Source organism: Sphingomonas palmae, from assembly GCF_900109565.1.
Classification (GTDB): domain Bacteria; phylum Pseudomonadota; class Alphaproteobacteria; order Sphingomonadales; family Sphingomonadaceae; genus Sphingomonas; species Sphingomonas palmae.
This window is the reverse complement of record NZ_FNZZ01000004.1, coordinates 352,235-374,538: the sequence shown is the minus strand read 5'-3', so window position 1 is coordinate 374,538 and position 22,304 is coordinate 352,235. Positions and strand designations below refer to the sequence as shown.

Genomic DNA, 22,304 nt, shown 5'->3' with positions numbered 1-22,304 from the left:
GTCACACGCCCAGGTCGTGCTCGATCACGTGGTCGGCAATCGCGCCCGCAGTCGTCCACCATATGCGCTGGTCGTCCGCCTCGCGCAGTTGCTCCAGCACGCGCGCGAGCGGCGGCACACGGTGCGCCTGCCCCATCAGGTAGGGGTGCAGCGCAATTCCCAGCACCAGCGGGCGGCGGTCGCACTCCGACAATAGCTGTGCCACCGCATCCTCGATCATCGCCGCGAACTGCACCGCCTCACCGTTGCGTGCCACGATCGCGGGAATGTCGTTGATCTCCTGCGAGTAGGGCACCGACACAATGCGGCCCGACTCGGTCGACAGCCACGTCGGCTGATCATCGTGCGCCCAGTCGAGCAGGTAGCGATAGCCCGCTTGGTGGAGCAGGTCGGGCGTGTCGTGGCTCTCCGATATCCACGGACCCAGCCACCCGGTCGGCCGCTCGCCCAGGCCGGCGAGCGCATCAGTGGTGCGCGCGATCAGCGCGGCTTCCTCGTCGTGCGACTCCTCGCCTTGCGCCTCTGCGTTGCTCTCGCCGTGTGCCGCGATCTCGTATCCGCGCGCGACGCATGCCTCGGCGAGGCCGGGACAGGTCTCGATAACGTCGGCGTTCATCAGCGCGGTCGCGGGCAGCTCGAGCCGATCGAACAGATCGAACAACCGCCATGCGCCGACGCGGTTGCCATAGTCGCGCCAGGCGTAGTTCATCACGTCGGGCTGGTTCTTCGCCGGGGCGAGCTCCGCGCCCATCCCGCTGCCGAACTCGAATACCTCGTAGTTGATGCCGAACCAGACCGCGAGCCGCTTGCCGCCGGGCCAGTCGTAGTCGGGCCGATCGGTGATCGCGCGAAAGGCGTAGCGGGGCGGGGTCGAGACGGTCATGCGCGGCACAACGCGGCACCCGCGCGATCGGCTCAATCCGGCTTAATGGTCATGCGCATGATCATGGTCGTGCGCGACGTTGCGCAGCGCCTCCAGCACATCGTCAGTACGCGCCGGGTCGCCGATCGCGAGCACGTGGCCTGCACTCTGCGCGGTTAGCGGATCGCCGTTCCAGTCGCACATCCGCCCGCCCGCGCCTTCCACCACCGGCACCAGCGCAGCGAAATCGTACAGCTGGAGCCCCGATTCGCACACCAGGTCGAGGTGGCCGGATGCGAGCAGCCCATAGTTGTAGCAATCGCCACCGTAGACCGGCCCTTGCCGCGGTGCATTGCCGCTCACCGCCGCGACGAGCGACAGGTAGTGCGGCACATCGCCGTCGGCGAACAGGTGCGGGCTGGTCGTCGCGATCGTCGCGCCCTCCAGCGCGGCGCAGGCGCGCGTGCGCGCGGGCGCGCCGTTCAGCTCGGTCGCGCGGCCCGCGACGCCGACCCAGCGTTCGCGCTGTACCGGCTGGTCGATGATGCCGAGCACCGGCCAGCCATCCTCGACCAGCGCGATCAACGTGCCGAAGATCGCGCGCCCGGCGGTGAAGCTGCGCGTACCGTCGATCGGATCGAGCACCCACCGGCGCCCGGTCACGCCCGGCTTCTCGCCATATTCCTCGCCGACGATGCCGTCGCCCGATCGCTCCGCGTCTAAGATACGGCGCATCGCCGCTTCCGCCTCGATATCGGCGAGCGTGACGGGCGATTTGTCGTCCTTCAGCCGCACGCCGGCGGCGCTGCGGAAATAGGGCCGGATCACCGCGCCCGCGGCGTCGGCGAGGCGGTGGGCGAGCTGGATGTCGGCGGGGCGTACGGGCATGCGCCGGTGCCTATCGCGGCGCGCAGGCCGGCGCTAGGATGTGCGCGAACAGGAGACCCGACCGATGCGCATTCTCATAACCGCCCTCGCCGCCGCCGCCGCGCTCACCGCACTCCCCGCCGCCGCCACGCTGGCGGTCGGCGCCAAGGCACCCGCGTTCGCCACGCGCGGTGCGATGGCGGGCAAGGTGATATCGGTCGATCTGGCGAAGGAGCTGCGCCGCGGACCGGTCGTGCTCTACTTCTTTCCCGCCGCGTTCACCGGCGGCTGCAACGCGGAAGCGCGCGCCTTTGCGCAAGCCGTGCCGCAGTTCGAGGCCGCGGGCGCACACGTCATCGGCATGTCCGCGGACGATGTCGCGACCTTGCAGAAATTCTCGTCGAGCGAGTGCGCGGGCAAGTTTGCGGTGGCGAGCGCGGGGCCGCGCGTGATCGCGGGCTACGACGTGGCGCTCGGTCAGGCGGTCAAGGGGCGCAACGTCACCAGCCGGACCAGCTACGTGATCGATCGCACCGGTCGCATCGCCTTCGTTCATTCCGACATGAACCCGGCCGAGCATGTCCAGATGACGCTTGCCGCGGTCAAGCAGCTCGGCAATCGCTGACGGCGCCTCCGCACTTCCTTACGTGATCGCAACAAAACGTAAGGATTGACGGCGAAAGCGACACGAGATGTTAGCTCTTCTGTCCTAACCGGACGATCAGAAACAAACGCAGCTGGGGGGTGGCGTGGCATCAAGGGCAAGGAACGTGCGTACGGGCAGCGAGCCTCAAGGCGTATTCGCGGCCGTAGGCGCCTTCCTCGCCGAGCATCGGTTGGGGCCGGAACCCGCCAATTACGCCTTCGCCTACGACGTCGTCTGCAATCCGTTGGGCGTGCGTGCGCGTGAAATGCAGGCGCTGGCGGCGGACGGCGTCCGCCTGCTCGCCGCCGACGTGGCGCGACTGGCCAACGTGCCGATCAGCACCGCCCTCGCACTCGTGCGCGACGGACCGGTCGAGGCGGCAGCCGACTCGGCAACGCCCAGCGACCTTGGCAGCGACACTGGTCCCGACATTGAACTGGTCGCGCGCACGCTGGCGCAAATCGAGGATTTCAGCGACACGCTGCAATCAATCCACAGCGAGACCAACCATTTCGGCCGCGACCTCGCCGCAACCGCCGAGGTGATCCGCAGCTCAGGCCCGGACGCCGGGGTGGAGCGGATCTCGCACCTGACCGCGGCGATGATCGAGCGGGTGCACCAGGCCGAGTCGCGACTCGAACAGGCGAAGAGCGAGACCGCAGAACTGCGCGCCGCATTGCAGGAGGCGCGCACCAGCGCGCAGACCGATCCGCTGACCGAACTGCTCAACCGTCGCGCCTTCGACGAACATTTCGCCGCGCTTCCCCCCGATACTGCGGTCGCACTCGCGATCTGCGACATCGATCATTTCAAGCGGGTCAACGATGGCTTCGGTCACGCGGTCGGCGACCGTGTGCTGAAACTGGTGGCGCAGATGCTCGAACGCGAAGTCGCGTGCACGGTCGCGCGCTACGGCGGCGAGGAGTTCGCGCTTCTGTTCGAGGCCGAGAACGAGGCCGCGGTGCTCGCCCGGATCGAGGCTGCGCGCGACGCGATCGCGGCACGCCATCTGCGCGACCGCGATACCAACCGCCCGATCGGCGAGATCAACTTCTCCGCCGGCGTCGCGGTGGGATATGCAGGGGACACGCTGACACCGCTGATGGAACGCGCCGACCGCGCGCTCTACGCCGCGAAGCAGGCCGGGCGCGGCCAGACGATCGTCGCGCCATAATCTGGCGCATTTCACGCCCCGATGCGGCGCAAACCGCCACTGGCGATCACGCCACCGCGCTAAGTCACTGTTTAGACGTAAAACGTGCAATTGGCACGCGAGCTGCAAGACCCCCTGCATCGATCGGATCGGCCAATCGACCAGCAGGAGTTACCACCATGATCCGCACCTTCGACGCACTCGGTCGCCAGGCTTTCGCGCTCGTCGCCGCCTTCTCGGTCGCCGCGCTGATGATCGGCGCCGCCGTTCCCGTCTCGCCGATCGCATGACGGAACGGAGGTGATCACCCTTCATCGCCTGTCCGCGCATCCGCTCGTCATCGGATCGTTCGGCTTCGTTACGACAGCACTGCTACTCTGGCACTACGCTGGTGCTGCGGTCGCCTGATCGCGGCACCACTCAGGCGGACTCCGCGTTGATGCCGCCATGCAAGATGCTCGCAAAGCCCCCGCTGATCTCGATCGCTTCATCGCCGCGCAAGCGGACAGCTACGGTCGCGCGCTCGCCGAGCTGACCGCGGGCCACAAGCAGAGCCACTGGATGTGGTTCATCTTCCCGCAGATCGCCGGGCTGGGCCACAGCCCTACGGCGATCCGCTACGCCATCCATGACCTGTCCGAGTCGCAGGCCTATCTTGCGCACCCGCTGCTCGGCCCGCGCTACCTCGCCTGCTGCACCGCGCTGCTGCGACATCGGGGACGCGACGCGCGCGACATTATGGGCGAGATCGACGCGGTGAAGCTGCGTTCATCACTGACGCTGTTCGATGCCGCGGGCGCAGCACCGATCGTCGCGCAGACGCTCGCCGCCTTCTTCCCCGAACCGGACCAGGCAACGCTGCGGCTGATCGGGCGCTGAGCGACGCCGCGCCCGACCAACGCCGACGATCAGTTCTGCGTCGTGACCGGGGTGACCAGCGCCGTGTCGCCATTGCGCAGCACGACGGTATATTGCTGCTGCTTGTCGCACGTGACCAGCCACGCCGGCTTGTTGTCGAGCGACTGGGTCGCGGTCGCGCCGGTGATCTCCTGGCACGCCTCGTTGCCGTCGCGGATCGCGCGGAACAGCACCGCGTTGCGCTGCGCCTCGTTGAGCGAGGCGATTGCGTCGGCGGTGTTGGTCGCGCTGGCATCGCTGTTCGACACCGCGGGGTCGGTCGCGTTGACCGTCGCCGTGGTGGGCTGACCGCACGCGGCGAGCAGGATGGGGGCCACGAAGGCGAAGCGGCGGATCGTCATTGTTTTCGAAAACTCCCTTTCCGGCCACCGAACGATCGTTCCCGGCGCACGGATCCAACCAGAATCGGTGCCGAACCGGCAACTTTCGCGAATGACGGCGTCTTTTGAACGCGTTACACGTGCAAAATAATCTCGGGCGAGCTGGCTCGGGCAGGTGGAGCGGGTTGATGCGGTACGGGCGTTTTTCCGGTTTGCTGGCGGGCACGGCGCTGCTCGCCTCCTGTGGCGGCGGTGGCGGCGGATCGGGCGCGGCGACGGGTGCGGCGCCGACCCCAACGCCCACGCCGACCACCGCCGCGGCGGGCTGCTCGCTTCGCGACCGGCAGAACTGGGCCTTCGCGCAGTTGAACGAATGGTACCTGTTCCCCGACACGCTGCCGGCCTCGCTCGACCCGGCACCCTATTCCAGCGTCGACGCCTATATCGACGCGCTGACCGCGACCGCGCGGGCGCAGCGCAAGGATCGCTATTTCACCTATCTGACCTCGATCGCCGAGGAGAATGCCTATTACAATTCGGGCACCACCAGCGGCGGCTTCGGTGTCCGGCTGGGCTATGACACGACCAATCGCCGCGTCGGCATCATCGAGGCGTTCGAGGGCGCGCCGGCGCTCGCCGCCGGGCTCGACCGCGGTACCGAGATCGTGGCGATCGGCACCAGTGCTGACAATCTGCGCACCACCAGCGACATCATCGCCGCCTCGGGAACGCAGGGCGTGGTCGACGCGCTCGGCCCGGACACCGCGGGCACGACGCGCGTGCTGCGCGTCAACGATGCGGCGGGCACGCGGACCGTCACGCTGACCAAGGCCGATTACACGCTGACGCCGGTATCCTCGCGCTACGGTGCCAAGATCATCACCGACAACGGCCAGCGCGTCGGCTACGTCAACCTGCGCACCTTCATCAACACCGCCGATCCCGGGCTGCGCAGCGCGTTTCAGCAGTTCCGCGACGCGGGCATCACCAACGTCATCGTCGACCTGCGCTACAACGGCGGCGGGCTGATCTCGATCGCGGAATTGTTCACCAACCTGCTCGGCGGCGGGCGCTCGACCAGTGACGTGCAGAGCTACACCACCTTTCGTCCGTCGAAGTCGTCGAACAACGAGGTGGCCTATTTCGCGCAGCAGCCGCAGACGATCACCCCGACCAAGATCGCGTTCATCGGCACCGGCGGCACCGCCTCGGCGAGCGAGTACGTCATCAACGCGATGATCCCGTACCTGCACGCCAATGTCGCGCTGGTCGGCAGCAACACCTACGGCAAGCCGGTGGGGCAGATCGCGCTCGACCGGTCGCAGTGCGACGACCGGCTGCGCGTCATCGCCTTCGCGCTGCAGAATGCGGCGAAGCAGGGCGATTATTACGACGGGCTCGCGACCAAGGTGGAGGCGTCGTGCCAGGCGGTGGACGATTCGACCTATCCGCTCGGCGACCCGCGCGAGGCGTCGACGCGCGCCGCGCTCGACTTCATCGAAGGTCGCGGTTGCACGCGGATCGGCGCCACCGCCTCGCTGGAGCGGACCGCAACGCCGTTCGCGCAATCGCGCGAGCTGCTGAGCCCCGCGCGACCCACGACCGCGCAGCGCGAGACGCCCGGATTGTTCTGAGGCGACCTGGCCTGACGCTGCCGGTTTCGACCCGCCCTGTTCCGTTGCGCGCGGCTGGGCTAGGCGCTGGTTGAACGATCGGCACGGAGGAGGCGAGCGATGGCATTCTGTACCCAGTGCGGCGCGCGCCTGCCCGACGCCGCACGCTTCTGCCCGCGCTGCGGATCGCCCGTCCCTCACGCCGATGAGGGCGCGACGCCCGAGCGCGGTGAGCGCGAGCGGGCGACACCGCGTGCATCGCCCCCCGCGCATGACCTGCCGCCAGAAGGGCTGCACTTCGGCCCCGACCCGCGACAGCCTCAGCGCACGATACCCGTGCCGCCGCCGCAGGGTGATCGCGCCACTGACCGGGACGAAGACGAGGACGACGATCACGGCGGCGGCACCGGTACGCGGCTGCTCGTCATCCTCGCGCTCGTCGCGGTCGCGGTGCTCGGCGTCGTGTTCTGGCAGCAGCGCGAGGGCATCCGGCCCGTTGCCGAAGTCGGGATGAACGCCAGCGAGCCCGCCGACGCGCCGAGCGCCGAGCCGACCGAGGTCGCGGCGATCCCCACGCCCGAACCGACGCCTACCCCCACGCCGTCGCCCACGCTCGAACTCGCGCAGACCGGCGACGAGATCGGCTCACCCGCGTCGCTCGACCCGAACGGGGAGGCCGCGATCCCCGCCGCCGCGATCGATGCCGCCTTCAACGACGATCCCGAGCGCGCCTTTGCCGAGTTTCCCGGCCCCGTCACCGTTCGCGGCACCGTGATCGGGCTCCTGTCCGACTCGCCTCCGGCGATCAGCTTGGAGGGGTATCGCCGCGGCGGCATCGTCGTCGCCGATCTGGCGCGCGGACAGGATGACGCGATCGACCTGCTCGCCAGCGGATCGGTGGTGCGGCTGCGGTGCGCGTCGGTCAGGCGGCAGGCGGCGACGACGGTGCTGCTCGGCTGCCGCATCTGACGCGGTTGAGCCTGTTCCCACGCTCGCCTAGGGCGACGCGATGACCGCTGCCTCAACTGTCGTCACCCGCTTCGCACCCTCGCCCACCGGTCGGCTCCACGTCGGCAACGTGCGCGCGGCACTGCACAATTGGATGTGGGCGAGGAAGCACGGCGGCCGCTTCATCCTGCGCATCGACGACACCGACGCCGCGCGCAGCGAGGAGCGCTTCGTCGACGCGATCCGCGCCGATCTCGCCTGGCTCGGGCTCCATCCCGATCACGAGGAGCGGCAGTCGGCGCGCTTCGACCGCTACGAGGCGGTGTTCGAGGAACTGCGCAGCACCGGTCGCATCTATCCGGCGTACGAGAGTGCTCAGGAACTGGACCTGAAGCGCAAGATCGCGCGCGGGCGCGGGCTGCCGCCGATCTACGACCGTGCGGCGCTCTCGCTCACCGAGGCCGATCACGCGCGCTACGCCGAGGAAGGCACGCGCCCGCACTGGCGTTTCCGTCTCGATCACGCCGCACCGATCAAGTGGGACGATCTGATCCGCGGGGCGCAGTCGTTCGATCCGGCGCAGTTGAGCGATCCCGTCATCCGCCGTGCCGACGGATCATGGCTTTACCTGTTGCCGAGTGCGATCGACGACGTCGACATGGGCGTGACCCACGTCGTGCGCGGCGAGGATCACGTGTCGAACACCGCGCTACAGCTGCAGATGTTCGACGCGATGAGGGCAGCGCGTCCGCGCTTCGCGCACGAGGCGTTGCTGACCGGTGCCGAGGGGAAGCTGTCGAAACGGCTCGGCGCGCTCGGCGTGGACGAACTGCGCGAGAGCGGGATCGAGCCGGCCGCGATCGTCTCGCTGCTCGCCCGGCTCGGCACCAGCGATCCCGTGGAGCCGGTGATCGACCCCGCGCCGCTGATCGAGGCGTTCGACTTCGCGCATTTCGGCCGTGCCCCCGCGCGCTTCGACGAAGTCGAGCTTGCACAGGTCAACGCACGCGTCGTTCACCAGCTTCCGTTCGCGGGCGTAGCCGATCGCCTGCCCGCCGGCATGGACGCAGGCGGCTGGGAAGCGGTGCGCCCCAACCTCCACACGGTGGCAGAGGCGGCCGACTGGTGGCACGTCGTTGAGGGGCCGATCGAGGCGGTGCCCGCGGGCGAGGACGCCGACTATCTCGCACAGGCCGCGGCCGTGGCGCACGAGATCGATTGGTCTGGCGATCCCTGGCACACGCTGACCAACCGATTGAAGGCGGAGGCGGGGCGCAAGGGCAAGGCGCTGTTCCTGCCGCTTCGCCGCGCGCTGACCGGGCGCGATCACGGCCCCGACATGGCGGCGCTGCTGCCGCTGATCGGGCAGGCGCGCGCGGTCGAGCGGCTGGAGGCGGCAGCGTGCGGGTAGGACTCGCAGCCGCCGGGCGCACGTCCTATATCAGGGAGATGCAATTCTTCAGCCGCATGTCCCCGGTGCGCGCGTACCGCGATCTCCGCTTCTTCCTCAATCAGCGGCAGCCGTACGAATTGTGGTTCCTCGTGCTCGCGGTGGTGATCACCAGCACGCTGATCTGGGCCTTCGCGCACGACTCGTACTTTGAGAAGGAGTACAAGCCCAACATCATCTACGTGCAGCAATATCGCCTCGATCGCACGGACGCGCAGATCATCGCGCAGCAAAAGATCGATCAGCCGGCGATCGACGCTGCCAGGGCGAAGCAGGCCGCGCGCGAGGAGAAGTTGCGGCAATCGTTCAAGAAGATGGACGACGCGATGAACCGCCTCGGCCTCTGACCGACACGTGACCCGCCCGTCCGCCGACGACGCGCGCTGGATGGGCGCAAGCCTCGCGCTCGCCGAGCGGACGCGCGGGCTGACCGCGCCCAATCCCAATGTCGGCTGCGTGATTGTCGCAGATAACGTGGTGGTCGCGCGAGGCTGGACGCAGGCGGGCGGACGTCCGCATGCCGAGGCGATGGCGCTGGAACAGGCGGGAGCGCGTGCCGCCGGCGCGACCGCGTACGTCACGCTGGAACCATGCGCGCATGTGTCGTCGCGGGGGCCGGCGTGCAGCGATCTGCTCGTCGCCGCCGGTGTCGCGCGCGTGGTCGTCTCGCACCGCGATCCCGATCCGCGCACCAACGGGCAAGGCATCGACCGCCTCCGCGCCGCCGGGATCGTCGTCGACACCGGCGTGCGCGAACATGACGCAGCGCGCGTGATGGCCGGCTTCACCACCCGCCGTTCCCACGCGCGGCCCTTCGTCACGCTCAAGCTCGCGCTGTCGCTCGACGGCGCCGCGGCGATGGCGGATGGTCGCAGCCAGTGGATCACGGGGGCGGAGGCGCGCGCGCACGCGCATATCGAACGCGCGCGGCACGAGGCGATCCTGGTCGGTCGCGGCACGTGGGAGGCGGACCGTCCGCAGCTCGACGTGCGGCTGCCCGGCCTCGAGCAGCGTTCGCCCGAGCGCGTCGTGCTGTCGTCACAGTCGATCGACGGCGTGCGAACGATCGCGCGGCCGGCCGAGATCGCCGGTCTCACCGGTGACCACCTGCTGATCGAGGGGGGCGCGCGCACCGCCGCGGCGTTCCTCGCCGCCGATCTGGTCGACCGGCTGCTGCTCTACCGCGCGCCCGTGATTGTGGGGGGCGGACGCACGCTCCCCGACATCGGGCTCACCGACCTGATGCACGCGCACGGGCGCTGGCGGCTCACCGACGCGCGTGCGCTTGGCAGCGACCGCCTCGAGGTCTACGAGCGCGGTTGATCATGTTTACCGGCATCATCTCCGACATCGGCACGGTCGAGCGCGTGACGCGCGGCGGCGACACGCGCCTGACCATCACCACCGCCTACGACACCGACACCGTCGACCTGGGTGCGTCGATCGCCTGCTCGGGCGTCTGCCTGACCGTGGTCGACAAGGGACAGGACGCGGGCCGCCACTGGTTCGCGGTCGACGTCTCGGGCGAGACGATCAGCCGCACCGCGCAAGGCCAGTGGATCGAGGGCGCGGCGCTCAACCTCGAGCGCGCGATGAAGCTGGGCGACGAACTGGGCGGGCATATCGTCACCGGTCACGTCGACGGCGTCGCCGAGGTGACCGACGTGACGCCCGACGGCGACTCGCGCCGTATCGCCATCCGCGTGCCGGCCGATCTCGCGCCGTTCCTCGCACCCAAGGGATCGGTGACGGTTGACGGCGTCTCGCTGACCGTCAACACGGTCGAGGACGCGAGCGACGGCTCCACCTTCACGATCAACCTGATCCCGCACACGCAGGCGGTGACGACGCTGGGCAAGCTCGCCGCGGGGCAGTCGGTCAACATCGAGATCGACGTCCTCGCCCGCTATCTCCAACGGATGGAGCATTACCGTGGCCGCTAACCCCGAACTCGCCCGCCTGCGGCACGGTTACCTCTCGAGCCCGGAAGAGATCATCGACGAGGCGCGCAACGGGCGCATGTTCATCCTGGTTGACGACGAGGATCGCGAGAACGAGGGCGATCTTGTCATCCCGGCTCAGATGGCGACGCCCGAGAAGATCAACTTCATGGCGCGCCACGGCCGCGGGCTGATCTGCCTCGCCATGACCAAGTCGCGGGTCGAGACGCTCGGGCTCGAACTGATGAGCCGCAACAATGGCACCCGGCACGAGACTGCCTTCACCGTCTCGATCGAGGCGCGCGAGGGCGTGACGACGGGCATCTCGGCCGCCGACCGCGCCTGCACGATCGCAGTCGCGATCGACGCGACCAAGGACAAGACCGACATCGTGACGCCCGGCCACGTCTTTCCGCTGGTCGCGCGTGACGGCGGCGTGCTGGTGCGTGCCGGGCACACCGAGGCCGCGGTCGACGTGTCGCGGCTGGCCGGATTGAACCCCTCGGGCGTGATCTGCGAGATCATGAACGAGGACGGGACGATGGCGCGGATGGACGACCTCGTGTCGTTCGCGCAACTCCACAATCTCAAGATCGGCACGATCCGCGACCTGATCGCCTACCGCCGCCGCCACGACCATCTGGTCGAACTGGCGAGCGAGGCACCGTTCAAGAGCCGCTGGGGCGGCGACTGGACCGTGCGCGCGTACCGCAACAAGGCGACGGGCACCGAGCAGATCGCGCTGGTGAAAGGCCGCGTCGATCCGAAGAAGCCGACGCTGGTGCGGATGCACGCGCTGTCACCCTTCGCCGACATGTTCGGCGAGGACAGCGACCGCGCGCGGCTGCTGTCGCGCTCGATGGAGCTGATCGCGGAGGAAGGTGCCGGCGTCATCATCGTCATCAACCGCCACCGTGCCGACGCCTTCACCACCGCGGTCAAGATGAAGGTCGGCGAGCCGGTCGAGGTCGAGATGGAGGAGTTGCGCGACTACGGCGTCGGCGCGATGATCCTCGCCGAATTGGGCGTCCACGACATGGTGCTGCTCACCAACACGCACCACACGCTGGTCGGGCTTGATGGCTACGGCTTGTCGATCGTCGGCGAGCGCAAGATCGACTGAGCTGGAGGCTGACGGTATGGCGCATTTCCTCATTGTCGAGGCGCGGTTCTACGATCACCTGAACGACATGCTGGTCGCGGGCGCCGAGGCTGCGCTCAAGCAGGCCGGCCACTCATCCGAGGTCGTGACCGTGCCCGGCGCTCTCGAGGTACCCGGCGCGATTGCGATGGCGGCGGAAACGGGACGCTACGACGGGTTCGTCGCACTGGGCGTCGTGATCCGCGGCGAGACCTATCATTTCGAGATCGTCTCGAACGAGAGCGCGCGCGGGATCATGGCGCTGACGATGGACGGGATACCGATCGGCAACGGTATTCTGACGACCGAAAACGAAGCACAGGCGATTACCCGCGCCGATCCGGCACAGCTCGACAAGGGCGGCGGTGCGGCCAAGGCGGCGCTCGCGATGTTCGACCTCAAGTCGCGGCTCGGCTGACGAGCGATGGACATGCCGCCCACCCGCTTCCGCGTCGTGGAGCGTGGGCGGCGGCTGGAAGTGATCGATACTGCGACCGGGCAGCCGATCGGCGGCAGGCCACGCTCCGGGCGCGCCACGTCGTCCCTCAACGTGACGGGTAAAGACGCGCTGCTGATGCTGGATCAGGTTGTCGGCCGAGTGACCAGCCCACGCACCAGCTCAGCACCGAAAGCCGGCGCGTTGCCGCGTGCTACCCGCTTCGACGGCACCGTCAGCGTCACGACCCGCCCCTTCTACGATAACCGCGCGCCGCGCACGGTGACGCTCGATCCGGCGCGCGCGAAGATCGTCCGCGCGGCGGCCTTTGCCGCGCTGGTGCTTCTCATCGTCACACCGGCATTGCTGCTGATGCTCGCCTGGTCGAGCTTTCCGCTGCTGGTCATGCTCGCCGCGGTCGCGTTCAATCCGAAGGTACGCGAGCGCGTGCGCACCGCCGTCACGTCGCTGATCGATCGCTACACCGATCCGGCGTGACGTGCCCCGCCGCATCGGCGACGGGGCAGTCCGATCACGCGTCCGCGCGCTCCAGCGCGGGATAATCGACGTAGCCTTCGGGTCCGGGCGTGTAGAAGGTCTTCGGGTTGGGCTTGTTGAAGCCTGCGCCAGTGCGGAACCGCTCGACCAAATCGGGATTGGCGATCCACAGCCGCCCCCAGGCGATCGCGTCGGCCACGCCTGTATCGAGGTCGCGCTGCCCCGCTTCCTGCGTGTAATCCTGATTGAGCACCAGCGGGCCGGTAAACGCCTCGCGAATCTTCGGGCTCAGCTTTGGCACGTCGGTGGTGCCGAACGTGCCCTCGGGTCCGACCTCGCGCAGTTCGAGGAAGCCGATGCCGAGGTCGTTCAGCGCCTTTGCGGCGGGCACGAACACGGCTTCCGGGTTGCTGTCGTCCGCGCCCTGCGTCTCGCCGTTGGGCGACAGGCGGATCGAGGTGCGGCCCGCGCCGACCTCGGCGATGACGCGCTCGGTCACTTCGCGCATCAGGCGGATGCGGTTCTCCGGCGAGCCGCCATAGTCATCCTCGCGATCGTTGGTGTTGTCGCGCAGGAATTGGTCGATCAGGTAGCCGTTGGCGCCGTGGATCTGCACGCCATCGAACCCGGCCGCAATCGCGTTGCGCGCCGCGGCGGCGTAATCGTCCAGCGTCGAGCGGATCTCGTCCACGCTCAGCGCGCGCGGTGTGCCGTACGGGTTCTTCGCCGGATCGGGATCGTGATACGGCGCGCGCTTCGTGGAGGACGACACCGGCTCCAGCCCGTTGACGTCGGGGCGCGCGAGCCGGCCCATGTGCCACAATTGCGCGACGATGCGCCCACCCGCCTCGTGCACCGCCGCGGTCACCGGCTTCCACGCCTCGACCTGCTCCTCGCTCCACAAGCCCGGCGTGCTCGGCCAGCCGAGCCCCTGCCGGCTGATCCCGGTCGCTTCCGAGATGATCAGCCCGGCGGATGCGCGCTGGCGATAGTATTCGATCATCAGATCGGTCGGCACGTGATCCTTGGTCGCGCGCGAGCGGGTCAGCGGCGCCATGAGGATGCGGTTTGGCGCTTCGATCGCGCCGAGGGTAATGGGGTCGAACAGGCTGGGCATTTAGAGGCCTTTCCGTTTCATTCAGCTACCTGACGCCGCACACATAGGACGCTAAGGGGCGCCATGCACCAGAGCGCGCACCCAAGAAATGCTTCGCCGCCGCCAAGCGCGCTCGACCGCGGCGAGGTTCCGCACGCCGTCACGGACGCCCGCGACGACGCGGTGCCGATCCCGATCCCAGGTCCGATGCCGCTCGGTAACGGCAAGAGCGGCCACGCGGGCGAAGGCGCGGCGGCGCTGCCGCTGCTCGCGGTTGTTGTCGCCAACGTCGCGCTCGCGTTCGGGCCGTGGTTCGTGCGGCTGGCCGACACCGGGCCGGTCGCCGCCGCCTTCTGGCGGATGGCGCTGGCCTTGCCGCTGATCATCGTGCTCGCGCTGCTGAGCGGCACGCGCGCCTCGGCGCTGCGACTGCCAGGCAAGCTGTGGGTATTGCTCGCGCTCGCGGGCGTCGCCTTCGCGATGGATCTGGGCAGCTGGCACGTCGGCATCCTGCAGACGACGCTCGCCAACGCGACGCTGTTCGGCAATTCAGCTACCTTCATCTTTCCCATCTACGGCTTCGTCGTCGCGCGCGCCTGGCCCTCGCGGACGCAAGGCGTCGCGCTGCTGCTCGCCGCGCTCGGCGCGGGGTTGCTGATGGGGCGATCGTACCAGCTCGATCCGCGGCATCTGGTCGGCGACCTGCTCTGCGTGCTCGCAGGCGTGCTCTACGCGATCTATTTCGTCTTCATGGCAGGCGTGCGCCGCACGATGGCGCCGTGGCCCGCGCTCGCGCTGTCGTCGCTCGCCGCGCTCGTACCGCTGCTCGTCATCGCGCTGGCGATGGGCGAGCGCGTGGTGCCGGGTGACTGGTGGCCACTGATCGGGCTGGCGCTGGTCAGCCAGGTGCTGGGGCAAGGCTGCATGATCTACGCATTGGGCAAGTTGAGCCCGCTGATCATCGGGCTCGCGCTGCTGATCCAGCCGATGGTGGCGGCGACGATCGGCTGGGTCGTCTACGGCGAGGCGCTGGGCGGCCCCGACCTGTTCGGCGCCGCGATGGTCGCGGCGGCGCTGGTGCTGGTGCGTCGCAGCCCCCAAGTAGAGAAAACGGCGGCGGCGCGCACGGGACACGAGGAGCGGTGATGACGGATACGATGGCCGACAATGCAGCAGCGCACGACCCCGCCGACCTGACGCTCGACGAGGTCCGGCAGCAGCTGGCCCCCGCGATCGCCAGCAACGCCGCGTTCGACGGCTGGGGCGACGAGGCACGCGACTACGCCGCCGAAGGTGCCGGCATCGACCGCGACGTGGCTAAACTGGCGTTCGAGGATGGCGCGCCGGCGATGATCGACGCCTGGTTCGACAACGTCGACGCCGAGATGGCGGCGCGCCTGCCCGCCGACGCGCTCGCGGCCATAAAGATTCGCCAGCGCATCACCGCGCTGATCGAGACGCGGCTCGACATCCTGTCGCCCGATCGCGAGTCGCTGCGTCGCGCGATCGCGATCCTCGCGCTGCCGACCAACGTCGCGCGCGCCGCGCGCCTCGGCTGGCGCAGCGCCGATCGGATGTGGCGGCTCGCGGGCGACACCGCGACCGATTACAACCACTATACCAAGCGCGCGATGCTGCTCGCCACCTACGCGGCGACGATCACCGTCTTCCTCGACGACGACAGCGAGGGTCATGCGGAGACGCGCGCGTTCCTGTCGCGCCGGATCGACAACATCATGGCGATCGAGAAGGCGAAGGCGGGCGCCGCACAGCGCACCCGCTACCGCCCCAGCCTGTCGCGCTTCGTCGGACGGTTGCGCTACCCGGTCGCATGATCGGCGACGTGAGTTATTGATAATCACTCGCAGGCGGCTTATACAGATCAGGTGACCGCGCCGCTCAACCTCGAAACCCTCCCGCGCCACCAGGCCGCGACCGTTGATTCGATCGAGTGGACGCGGCTCGCCGTTCCCGAGGCGCGGCGGCTGCGCGAACTGGGGTTCGACGCGGGCGTCGCGATCGAGGTGCTCCACCGTGCGCGTTTCGGCGGCGGGCCGATCGCCTGCCGGATCGGGCGCATGACGGTCGCGCTGCGCCGCGCGGTCGCAGGTGCGGTCCGCGTGTCGGTCGATCCGCTGCCGGCCGAGTGATCATCGCCGTCATCGCACACGCCGGCTGACATGCATGCCTCACCGCTGGTCGCGATGGTCGGCAACCCCAATGCCGGCAAGAGCGCGCTGTTCAACGCGCTGACCGGCGCGCGGCAGAAGGTCGGCAATTACCCCGGCGTCACGGTCGAGCGTCACTCGGGTCGCCTGTCGCTCAACGACGGCCGCCCGGTCGAGCTGGTCGACCTGCCCGGCACCTACAGCCTCGACCCTGCCTCCGCCGACGAGCGCGTGACGGTCGATGTCGTGACCGGGCGCGGCGGGTTCGAGCGCCGGCCCGACGCGATGATCGTGGTGGTCGACGCCTCCAACCTCGACAATCACCTGCGCTTCGCGCTCCAGCTGATCGCGTTGAAGCTGCCCGTCGTGGTCGCGCTCAACATGGTCGATCTGGCCGAGCGTGACGGGCTGACGCTCGACCCGGACGTGCTCGCGCGCGAACTGGGCGTGCCCGTCGTGCCGACCGTCGCGGTGCGGCGCCGCGGGATCGACGTGCTCAAGGCGCAGCTCGGCACCCTACTCGGCCAGCGCGTGCCCGCACGCGCTTCCGTAGACCCGGTGCCCGAGGAGATCGGCGTGCTGCAACGCCGCGCGCGCCAGATCGCGAACGCCGCGACCGTCAGCGAGACGCCGGTCAGGCGCTGGAACCACGCGCTCGACGCGGTCGCGCTCCACCCGGTCATTGGCCCCGTGCTGCTCGTCGCCCTGCTGTTCGTCATGTTCCAGGCGGTGTTCACCTGGTCGGAGGCGCCGGTCGGATGGATCGAGGGCGCGTTCGCGGCCGCGGACAACGCGATCAAGACTATGATGCCCGACGGCTTCCTGCGCTCGCTCCTCACCGACGGCGTGATCGCAGGCGTTGGCGCGGTGGTCGTGTTCCTGCCGCAAATCCTGATACTCTTCGCCTTCATCCTGGTGCTGGAGGCGTCGGGCTACATGGTGCGCGCGGCGTTCCTGATGGACCGGATGATGAGCCGCGTCGGCCTGTCGGGGCGCGCGTTCATCCCGCTCCTCTCCTCCTTCGCCTGCGCGGTGCCGGGCATCATGGCGACGCGCACGATCGATGATGAAAAGGACCGACTGACCACGATCCTGATCGCGCCGCTGATGACCTGTTCCGCGCGATTGCCGGTCTACACGATCATCATCGGCGCGTTCATCCCCAACACGCGGGTGGCGGGGTTCGTCGGGTTGCAGGGGCTGGTGCTGCTGGTGCTCTACCTGCTCGGCATTTTGGGCGCGTTTATCGCCGCTTTGGTGCTGCGGCGCACGGTCACGCAGGGTGCATCGTCGGGCTTCATGATGGAGATGCCCAAGTATCAGATGCCGCGTTTTCGCGACGTCGCGATCGGGCTGTGGCAGCGCGCCTACATCTTCCTCAAGCGCGCGGGCACCACCATCGCGCTCACGACCGTGATCCTGTGGGCGCTCTTGTCCTTCCCCAAGGCACCCGAGGGGCAGAGCCAGGTCAATTACTCGGTCGCGGGCCGCATCGCTAACGGGATCGAGGTTGCGGTGCGCCCGATTGGGTTCAACCGCGACATCGCGCTGGCGCTGATCCCGGCGATGGCGGCGCGCGAGGTCGCGGTGGCGGCGATCGGCACCGTCTACGCGGTCGACGATCCCGAGGATGCCAGGGGCGAGCGTACCATCGTCGAGAATCTGCGCCATCGCTGGACCCTGCCGACCGCGCTCGCGTTCCTGATGTGGTTCGTGTTCGCACCGCAGTGCATCTCGACGATCGCGGTGACGCGGCGCGAGACGAATGGATGGAAGTGGCCGCTGTTCATGGTAGGCTATCTGTTCGCCGCCGCGTACGTGATGGCGGGTATCACCTATTGGCTGGCGGTCGCCGTCGGCCTTTGAAGAGGCAGGAATGGCAGGCAGCGTCAACAAGGTCATCATCGTCGGCAACCTCGGGCGCGATCCCGAATCGCGCTCGTTCCAGAACGGCGGCAAGGTGGTGAACCTGCGCATCGCCACGTCCGAATCGTGGAAGGATCGCAGCACCGGCGAGAAGAAGGAACGCACCGAGTGGCATTCGGTCGCGATCTTCGGCGAAGGGCTGGCCGGCGTGGCCGAGCGCTATCTGCGCAAGGGTTCGAAGGTTTATATCGAGGGTCAGTTGCAGACCCGCAAATGGCAGGATCAGCAGGGTCAGGACCGCTACTCGACCGAGATCGTGCTGCAGGGTCCCGGTGCCACGCTGACGATGCTCGACGGTCCGGGCGGCAATAGCAGCGGCGGCGGGGGTCGCGACGACTTCGGCGGCGGCGACGATTTCGGCGGCGGCAGCCGTGGTGGCGGGTCGCGCGGCGGCGGCGGCTTCGGTGGCGGCTCAGGTGGCACGCGCGGCGGCTCGTCGGGTGGCAGCTCGGGCAATTTCGGCGGCGGATACGCGGACGACCTCGACGACGACGTCCCGTTCTAAGTGACCGACCCGATCGTATCAGATGGTGCGGGCACGCCCGATGCGCCGGGCGTTCCCGCGGCGGCCGGCTGGCACGTCGACGAGGCACGGCGCGCGGCCGCGCTGGAGGCGTACGAACTCGATCTGCTGCGCAACTCGCCCGCGCTGAAGCAGATCACCGACTTCGCCGCGCGGTTGTGCGAGGCGCCGGTCGCGCTGGTCAGCCTGGTGGAGGAAACGCGGCAGTCGTTTTTGTCGTCGACCGGGACCAACATGACCGGCACGCCGCGCGATCAGTCGTTCTGTGCGCACGCGATGTGGGGCAGCGACGTGATGGTTGTGCCCGACCTGACGCTCGACCCGCGGTTCGTGCGCAATCCCCTGCTGATCGATCCGGGCGCACGCTTCTACGCCGGCGCACCGCTGGTCAGCGACGACGGTATCCCGCTCGGCGCGCTCTGCGTGCTCGATATGGCACCACGTCCCGGCGGACTCACCCCGCTCCAGCACGAAGGGCTGGTGGTGCTCGCCGCCAACGTGCTCGCACGGCTGCGCGACTCGCGTGAGGGTGCGGCTTGGCGCGCGGCGGAGAATGATGCCCGGCGTGCCGCACTCGACAGCGAGACGCGCTTCCGCACGCTCGCCGACACCATGCCGCAGATGGTCTGGTCGACCCTGCCCGATGGTTATCATGATTATTACAATGCACGCTGGTACGAGTTCACCGGCATGCCCGATGGGTCGACCGACGGCGACGAGTGGAACGGGATGTTCCACCCCGACGATCAGGAGCGTGCCTGGGCGGTGTGGCAGCACTCGCTCGACACGGGCGAGCCGTACCAGATCGAGTACCGCCTGCGTCACGTCGGCGGCGACTACCGCTGGGTGCTGGGCCGTGCGCTGCCGATCCGTGACGGTGCCGGCCGCATCACGCGCTGGTTCGGCACCTGCACCGACATCCACGAGCAGAAGCTGGCACTCGAACAGCGCGAGATCATCAGCCAGGAATTGTCGCACCGGATCAAGAACATCTTCTCGGTCATCTCCGGGTTGATCCAGTTCGCCGCGCGCAGTCATCCCGGCTTCGCGCCGGTCGCGACCGACCTGCGCCAGCGGATCACCGCGCTGGGGCGCGCGCACGATTTCGTTCGCCCGCACAGCCCGCAGTCGCGCCCGCACATGGCGCAGGACAGTTTGCACGGGCTGCTCGACCAGCTGTTCCTGCCCTACCAGTCCGCCGACGGTGCGCGGATCAGCGTGACGGGCAGCGACCTGGTGGTCGACGACCGCGCCGCGACGCCGCTCGCGCTGCTTTTTCACGAACTCGCCACCAACGCGACCAAGTACGGCGCGCTGGCGAACGGATCGGGCCGGGTCACGCTGGCGGTCGAGGTGGCGGACGATGACGTGAGGATGAGGTGGGTGGAAACCGGCGGACCGACGCTCGATGGCGCGAGCGACCACGTCGGTTTCGGTACGCAGCTGATCGAGATGTCGGCGGTACGTCAGCTCGGCGGCGCGATCGAGCGTAACTGGCGCCCCGAAGGATTGACGGTGACGATCAACGCCCCGCGCGCGTCGTTCAGCCGATCGGGTCCAGTCTGACGAAGTCGGCGTCAACCGGATTGTCGCCGCCACCCGCCGCCGCGATCGCTGCCGCGGTCAGGATCGCCTGATCGCTGAACGGCTTGCGCACGTAGCCGAGCGCGTCGGGCACCGCCCCGATCTGTCCCGGGTTGGCGGTGACGAACACCACCTTGACGCCGTAGTCGCGCGCGATCCGCTCCGCGATTACAGGACCGGTAGGGCCGTCGCGCAGATTGACGTCGACGAAAGCGAAGGAGCACGCGGGCGCAGCGGCCAGCGCCTGCGCGCTGTCGGCGGCGATCGCACCCACCTCATAGCCCGCGTCGACCAGGATCCGTTCCAGGTCGAGGGCCACGAAGATTTCATCTTCGACGATGAGCGCGGTCTTTGGCATCGGCGTTGGGCGCGGGACTCGCGTAGGTTTCAGACTGGTTGACTTAACCTTGAGCAATCTTCTTGGTTCCGGGCAAGCAGGAACACCGCGTGCTCGGCGAGGAAATTGGCGGCCGATCCGCCGATCTCCTGATCGCCCGACAGGAACCACGCGCGCTCCACCGCGATGCCGCGGGCCTTCAGAAAGGCGCGGAAATCGTCGATCGTCACATGATGGATGTTGGGCGTGTCGTACCAGCGTTCCGGCAGCAGCCGCGTGACCGGCATCCGCCCACCCCACAGCAGCGACAGCCGCACGCGCCAGTGCGCGAAATTGGGAAAGCTGACGAACGCGCGCCGCCCGATTCGCAGCAGATGGTCGAGCACCAGATGCGGCGCGCGCGTGGTCTGCAACGTCTGGCTGAGGATCGCGAAGTCGAAGCTCGCGTCCGGGTAGCCCGCCAGATCGACGTCGGCGTCGCCCTGGATCACGCTCAACCCGCGCGCGACCGCGTCGGCGACCTTGACCGCGTCGATCTCCAGCCCGCGCGCGTCGACGCCCGACCGGTCGCGCAACGCGGCCATCAGGTCGCCCGTCCCGCACCCGACATCGAGCACCCGCGCGCCTGATGCAACGTTGGCAGCGATGATCAAAAGATCGGGCCGCAGGCTCACGCGCGCAGGAACCCGGCGACGATGCGGTCGAGTTCGGGCGATTCGAGCAGGAACGCGTCGTGACCGTACGGGCTCGACAGTTCGACGAAGCTGACCGGCGCGCCCGCGGCGTTCAGCGCCTGCACGATCGCGCGCGACTCGGCCGTCGGGTACAGCCAGTCGGTGTCGAAGCTGACGAGGCAAAAACGCGTCGCGGCGTTGAACGCATTCGCCAGCCGCCCGCCATGCTCCTCCGCCAGATCGTAATAATCCATCGCGCGGGTAATATAGAGGTAGGAGTTCGCATCGAACCGGTCGGTAAAGCTCAATCCCTGATGGCGCAGGTAGCTCTCGACCTGGAAATCGGCGTCGAAGCCGAACGTCTTCGCCTCCCTCGCCTGCAACCGGCGCCCGAACTTCTCGGTCAGTCCGGCCTCTGACAGATAGGTGATGTGCGCCGCCATCCGCGCCACCGCCAGCCCGCGCGCGGGCGCCTCGCCGCCGTAATAATCGCCGCCGTGCCAATTCGGATCGGCCATCACCGCCTGCCGCCCGACCTCGTGAAAGGCGATGTTCTGCGCGGTATGGCGCGCGGTTGACGCAATCACCACCGCCGACGCCACCCGTTCAGGGTAGGTCGCCGCCCAGCTTAGCGCCTGCATCCCCCCCATCGATCCACCGACCACCGCCGCCAGCCGCCCGATCCCGAGGTAATCGAGCAGCAAGCCTTGCGCGCGCACCATGTCGCGGATCGTGATGACGGGGAACGTCATCCCCCATGCGCGCGCCGTCCTGGGGTCGATCGAGGCCGGCCCGGACGATCCCATGCAACTGCCGAGCACGTTCGCGCAGACGACGAAGAAGCGGTCGGTGTCGATCGGCTTGCCTGGCCCAACCATGCGCTGCCACCAGCCCGGCTTGCCGGTGCGCGGATGGGCGCTGGCGACGTGATGGTCGCCGGTCAGCGCGTGGCAGACGAGGATCGCGTTGCCGGCGTCCGCGTCGAGCGTTCCATAGGTCTCATACGCGATTTCTAGCGGCGACAGCGTCGCGCTACCGTCGAGCGCGAGCGGCCCCGGCAGCACCGCCACGCGCGACAGGCCGAAGCGTTGATCGTGGGAAGAAGCGGCGAGCGACATCGAAGGTCCGCGATAATCGGCGCCAAGCGCGCTCGCAAGCAATCGCACCCGCCTTTCCGAGCTTGAGCGGGGGTTCGTTTCTCCCC

At 68.6% G+C, this 22,304-nt stretch carries 25 protein-coding genes; 18 read left to right on the top strand and 7 right to left on the bottom strand.

What is annotated here, in order from left to right; genetic code table 11:
• Position 1 precedes the first annotated feature (1 nt).
• Together BMW51_RS12030 and BMW51_RS12025 are read right to left on the bottom strand one after the other, a co-directional pair.
• Positions 2-883: a polysaccharide deacetylase family protein gene (locus tag BMW51_RS12030; RefSeq protein ID WP_093006680.1), complete on the bottom strand. Its 882-nt coding sequence runs from the start codon at positions 881-883 to the stop codon at positions 2-4.
• 42 nt (positions 884-925) lie between these two features.
• Complete coding sequence (locus tag BMW51_RS12025) at positions 926-1,750, bottom strand: inositol monophosphatase family protein (RefSeq protein WP_093006679.1); 825 nt, start codon at positions 1,748-1,750, stop codon at positions 926-928.
• 64 nt (positions 1,751-1,814) lie between these two features.
• Between BMW51_RS12025 and BMW51_RS12020 the strand changes: the two genes are divergently transcribed.
• The 3 genes from BMW51_RS12020 (at position 1,815) to BMW51_RS12010 (ending at position 4,407) form a co-directional block, all read left to right on the top strand.
• Positions 1,815-2,354: a peroxiredoxin gene (locus tag BMW51_RS12020; RefSeq protein ID WP_093006889.1), complete on the top strand. Its 540-nt coding sequence runs from the start codon at positions 1,815-1,817 to the stop codon at positions 2,352-2,354.
• A 145-nt stretch (positions 2,355-2,499) separates the two neighbouring features.
• Positions 2,500-3,549 carry a GGDEF domain-containing protein gene (locus tag BMW51_RS12015; protein ID WP_093006677.1) on the top strand — a complete coding sequence of 350 codons (1,050 nt, stop codon included), beginning with the start codon at positions 2,500-2,502 and terminating at the stop codon, positions 3,547-3,549.
• A 426-nt stretch (positions 3,550-3,975) separates the two neighbouring features.
• Positions 3,976-4,407, top strand: a complete 432-nt coding sequence (locus tag BMW51_RS12010; protein ID WP_093006675.1) for a DUF1810 domain-containing protein — start codon at positions 3,976-3,978, stop codon at positions 4,405-4,407.
• Between the two features lie 29 nt (positions 4,408-4,436).
• Here BMW51_RS12010 and BMW51_RS12005 read toward each other — a convergent pair whose 3' ends face one another.
• Positions 4,437-4,787 carry a hypothetical protein gene (locus tag BMW51_RS12005; protein ID WP_093006673.1) on the bottom strand — a complete coding sequence of 117 codons (351 nt, stop codon included), beginning with the start codon at positions 4,785-4,787 and terminating at the stop codon, positions 4,437-4,439.
• Positions 4,788-4,954: 167 nt separating this feature from the next.
• On the opposite strand from BMW51_RS12005, the gene BMW51_RS12000 reads away from it, so the two are divergent.
• The 9 genes from BMW51_RS12000 to BMW51_RS11960 all read left to right on the top strand — a co-directional run bounded on the left by BMW51_RS12000 (position 4,955) and on the right by BMW51_RS11960 (position 12,792).
• Positions 4,955-6,400, top strand: a complete 1,446-nt coding sequence (locus tag BMW51_RS12000) for a S41 family peptidase (protein WP_177171643.1) — start codon at positions 4,955-4,957, stop codon at positions 6,398-6,400.
• 99 nt (positions 6,401-6,499) lie between these two features.
• The gene (locus tag BMW51_RS11995) at positions 6,500-7,348 is read left to right on the top strand and encodes a zinc ribbon domain-containing protein (RefSeq protein ID WP_093006671.1); all 849 of its coding nucleotides are present in this window, start codon (positions 6,500-6,502) and stop codon (positions 7,346-7,348) included.
• Positions 7,349-7,388: 40 nt separating this feature from the next.
• Positions 7,389-8,738, top strand: coding sequence for a glutamate--tRNA ligase (locus BMW51_RS11990; protein WP_093006669.1), 1,350 nt, complete (start codon positions 7,389-7,391; stop codon positions 8,736-8,738).
• A complete protein-coding gene (locus BMW51_RS11985; protein ID WP_245708468.1) occupies positions 8,729-9,124 on the top strand; it encodes a hypothetical protein in 396 nt (131 codons plus the stop codon). Before BMW51_RS11990 ends, BMW51_RS11985 begins: the two co-directional genes overlap by 10 nt.
• A gap of 40 nt (positions 9,125-9,164) precedes the next feature.
• Positions 9,165-10,100 carry a bifunctional diaminohydroxyphosphoribosylaminopyrimidine deaminase/5-amino-6-(5-phosphoribosylamino)uracil reductase RibD gene (ribD, locus tag BMW51_RS11980; protein ID WP_093006885.1) on the top strand — a complete coding sequence of 312 codons (936 nt, stop codon included), beginning with the start codon at positions 9,165-9,167 and terminating at the stop codon, positions 10,098-10,100.
• A 2-nt stretch (positions 10,101-10,102) separates the two neighbouring features.
• Positions 10,103-10,720 (top strand): riboflavin synthase, encoded by a 618-nt coding sequence (locus BMW51_RS11975; protein ID WP_093006665.1) that lies wholly within the window; start codon positions 10,103-10,105, stop codon positions 10,718-10,720.
• Positions 10,710-11,840: a 3,4-dihydroxy-2-butanone-4-phosphate synthase gene (gene ribB / locus BMW51_RS11970; RefSeq protein ID WP_093006663.1), complete on the top strand. Its 1,131-nt coding sequence runs from the start codon at positions 10,710-10,712 to the stop codon at positions 11,838-11,840. The genes BMW51_RS11975 and ribB overlap by 11 nt, the downstream gene beginning before the upstream one ends.
• Before the next feature lie 16 nt (positions 11,841-11,856).
• Complete coding sequence (ribH, locus tag BMW51_RS11965) at positions 11,857-12,276, top strand: 6,7-dimethyl-8-ribityllumazine synthase (protein WP_093006661.1); 420 nt, start codon at positions 11,857-11,859, stop codon at positions 12,274-12,276.
• Between the two features lie 12 nt (positions 12,277-12,288).
• A complete protein-coding gene (locus BMW51_RS11960) occupies positions 12,289-12,792 on the top strand; it encodes a hypothetical protein (protein ID WP_143051855.1) in 504 nt (167 codons plus the stop codon).
• A gap of 34 nt (positions 12,793-12,826) precedes the next feature.
• Here BMW51_RS11960 and BMW51_RS11955 read toward each other — a convergent pair whose 3' ends face one another.
• A complete protein-coding gene (locus tag BMW51_RS11955; RefSeq protein WP_093006657.1) occupies positions 12,827-13,909 on the bottom strand; it encodes an alkene reductase in 1,083 nt (360 codons plus the stop codon).
• A gap of 63 nt (positions 13,910-13,972) precedes the next feature.
• Between BMW51_RS11955 and BMW51_RS11950 the strand changes: the two genes are divergently transcribed.
• The 6 genes from BMW51_RS11950 (at position 13,973) to BMW51_RS11925 (ending at position 20,071) form a co-directional block, all read left to right on the top strand.
• Positions 13,973-15,034: a DMT family transporter gene (locus tag BMW51_RS11950; protein ID WP_245708466.1), complete on the top strand. Its 1,062-nt coding sequence runs from the start codon at positions 13,973-13,975 to the stop codon at positions 15,032-15,034.
• A complete protein-coding gene (locus BMW51_RS11945) occupies positions 15,034-15,723 on the top strand; it encodes a COQ9 family protein (RefSeq protein WP_245708464.1) in 690 nt (229 codons plus the stop codon). The genes BMW51_RS11950 and BMW51_RS11945 overlap by 1 nt, the downstream gene beginning before the upstream one ends.
• A gap of 51 nt (positions 15,724-15,774) precedes the next feature.
• Positions 15,775-16,038 carry a FeoA family protein gene (locus BMW51_RS11940; RefSeq protein ID WP_093006655.1) on the top strand — a complete coding sequence of 88 codons (264 nt, stop codon included), beginning with the start codon at positions 15,775-15,777 and terminating at the stop codon, positions 16,036-16,038.
• 30 nt (positions 16,039-16,068) lie between these two features.
• Positions 16,069-17,922 carry a ferrous iron transporter B gene (gene feoB, locus BMW51_RS11935; RefSeq protein ID WP_093006653.1) on the top strand — a complete coding sequence of 618 codons (1,854 nt, stop codon included), beginning with the start codon at positions 16,069-16,071 and terminating at the stop codon, positions 17,920-17,922.
• Between the two features lie 10 nt (positions 17,923-17,932).
• On the top strand, positions 17,933-18,487 hold the full coding sequence (gene ssb, locus BMW51_RS11930; protein ID WP_093006651.1) for a single-stranded DNA-binding protein: 555 nt from the start codon (positions 17,933-17,935) through the stop codon (positions 18,485-18,487).
• A gap of 102 nt (positions 18,488-18,589) precedes the next feature.
• The gene (locus BMW51_RS11925; RefSeq protein WP_177171659.1) at positions 18,590-20,071 is read left to right on the top strand and encodes a PAS domain-containing protein; all 1,482 of its coding nucleotides are present in this window, start codon (positions 18,590-18,592) and stop codon (positions 20,069-20,071) included.
• Here BMW51_RS11925 and BMW51_RS11920 read toward each other — a convergent pair.
• The 3 genes from BMW51_RS11920 to metX are packed head-to-tail and all read right to left on the bottom strand — an operon-like array spanning position 20,049 to position 22,218.
• Positions 20,049-20,447, bottom strand: a complete 399-nt coding sequence (locus BMW51_RS11920; protein WP_093006649.1) for a response regulator — start codon at positions 20,445-20,447, stop codon at positions 20,049-20,051. The two genes, BMW51_RS11925 and BMW51_RS11920, sit on opposite strands and share 23 nt — an antisense overlap.
• Positions 20,448-20,476: 29 nt before the next feature.
• A complete protein-coding gene (metW, locus tag BMW51_RS11915) occupies positions 20,477-21,100 on the bottom strand; it encodes a methionine biosynthesis protein MetW (RefSeq protein WP_093006647.1) in 624 nt (207 codons plus the stop codon).
• The gene (gene metX, locus BMW51_RS11910; RefSeq protein WP_093006878.1) at positions 21,097-22,218 is read right to left on the bottom strand and encodes a homoserine O-acetyltransferase MetX; all 1,122 of its coding nucleotides are present in this window, start codon (positions 22,216-22,218) and stop codon (positions 21,097-21,099) included. The genes metW and metX overlap by 4 nt, the downstream gene beginning before the upstream one ends.
• Between the last annotated feature and the right edge of the window lie 86 nt (positions 22,219-22,304).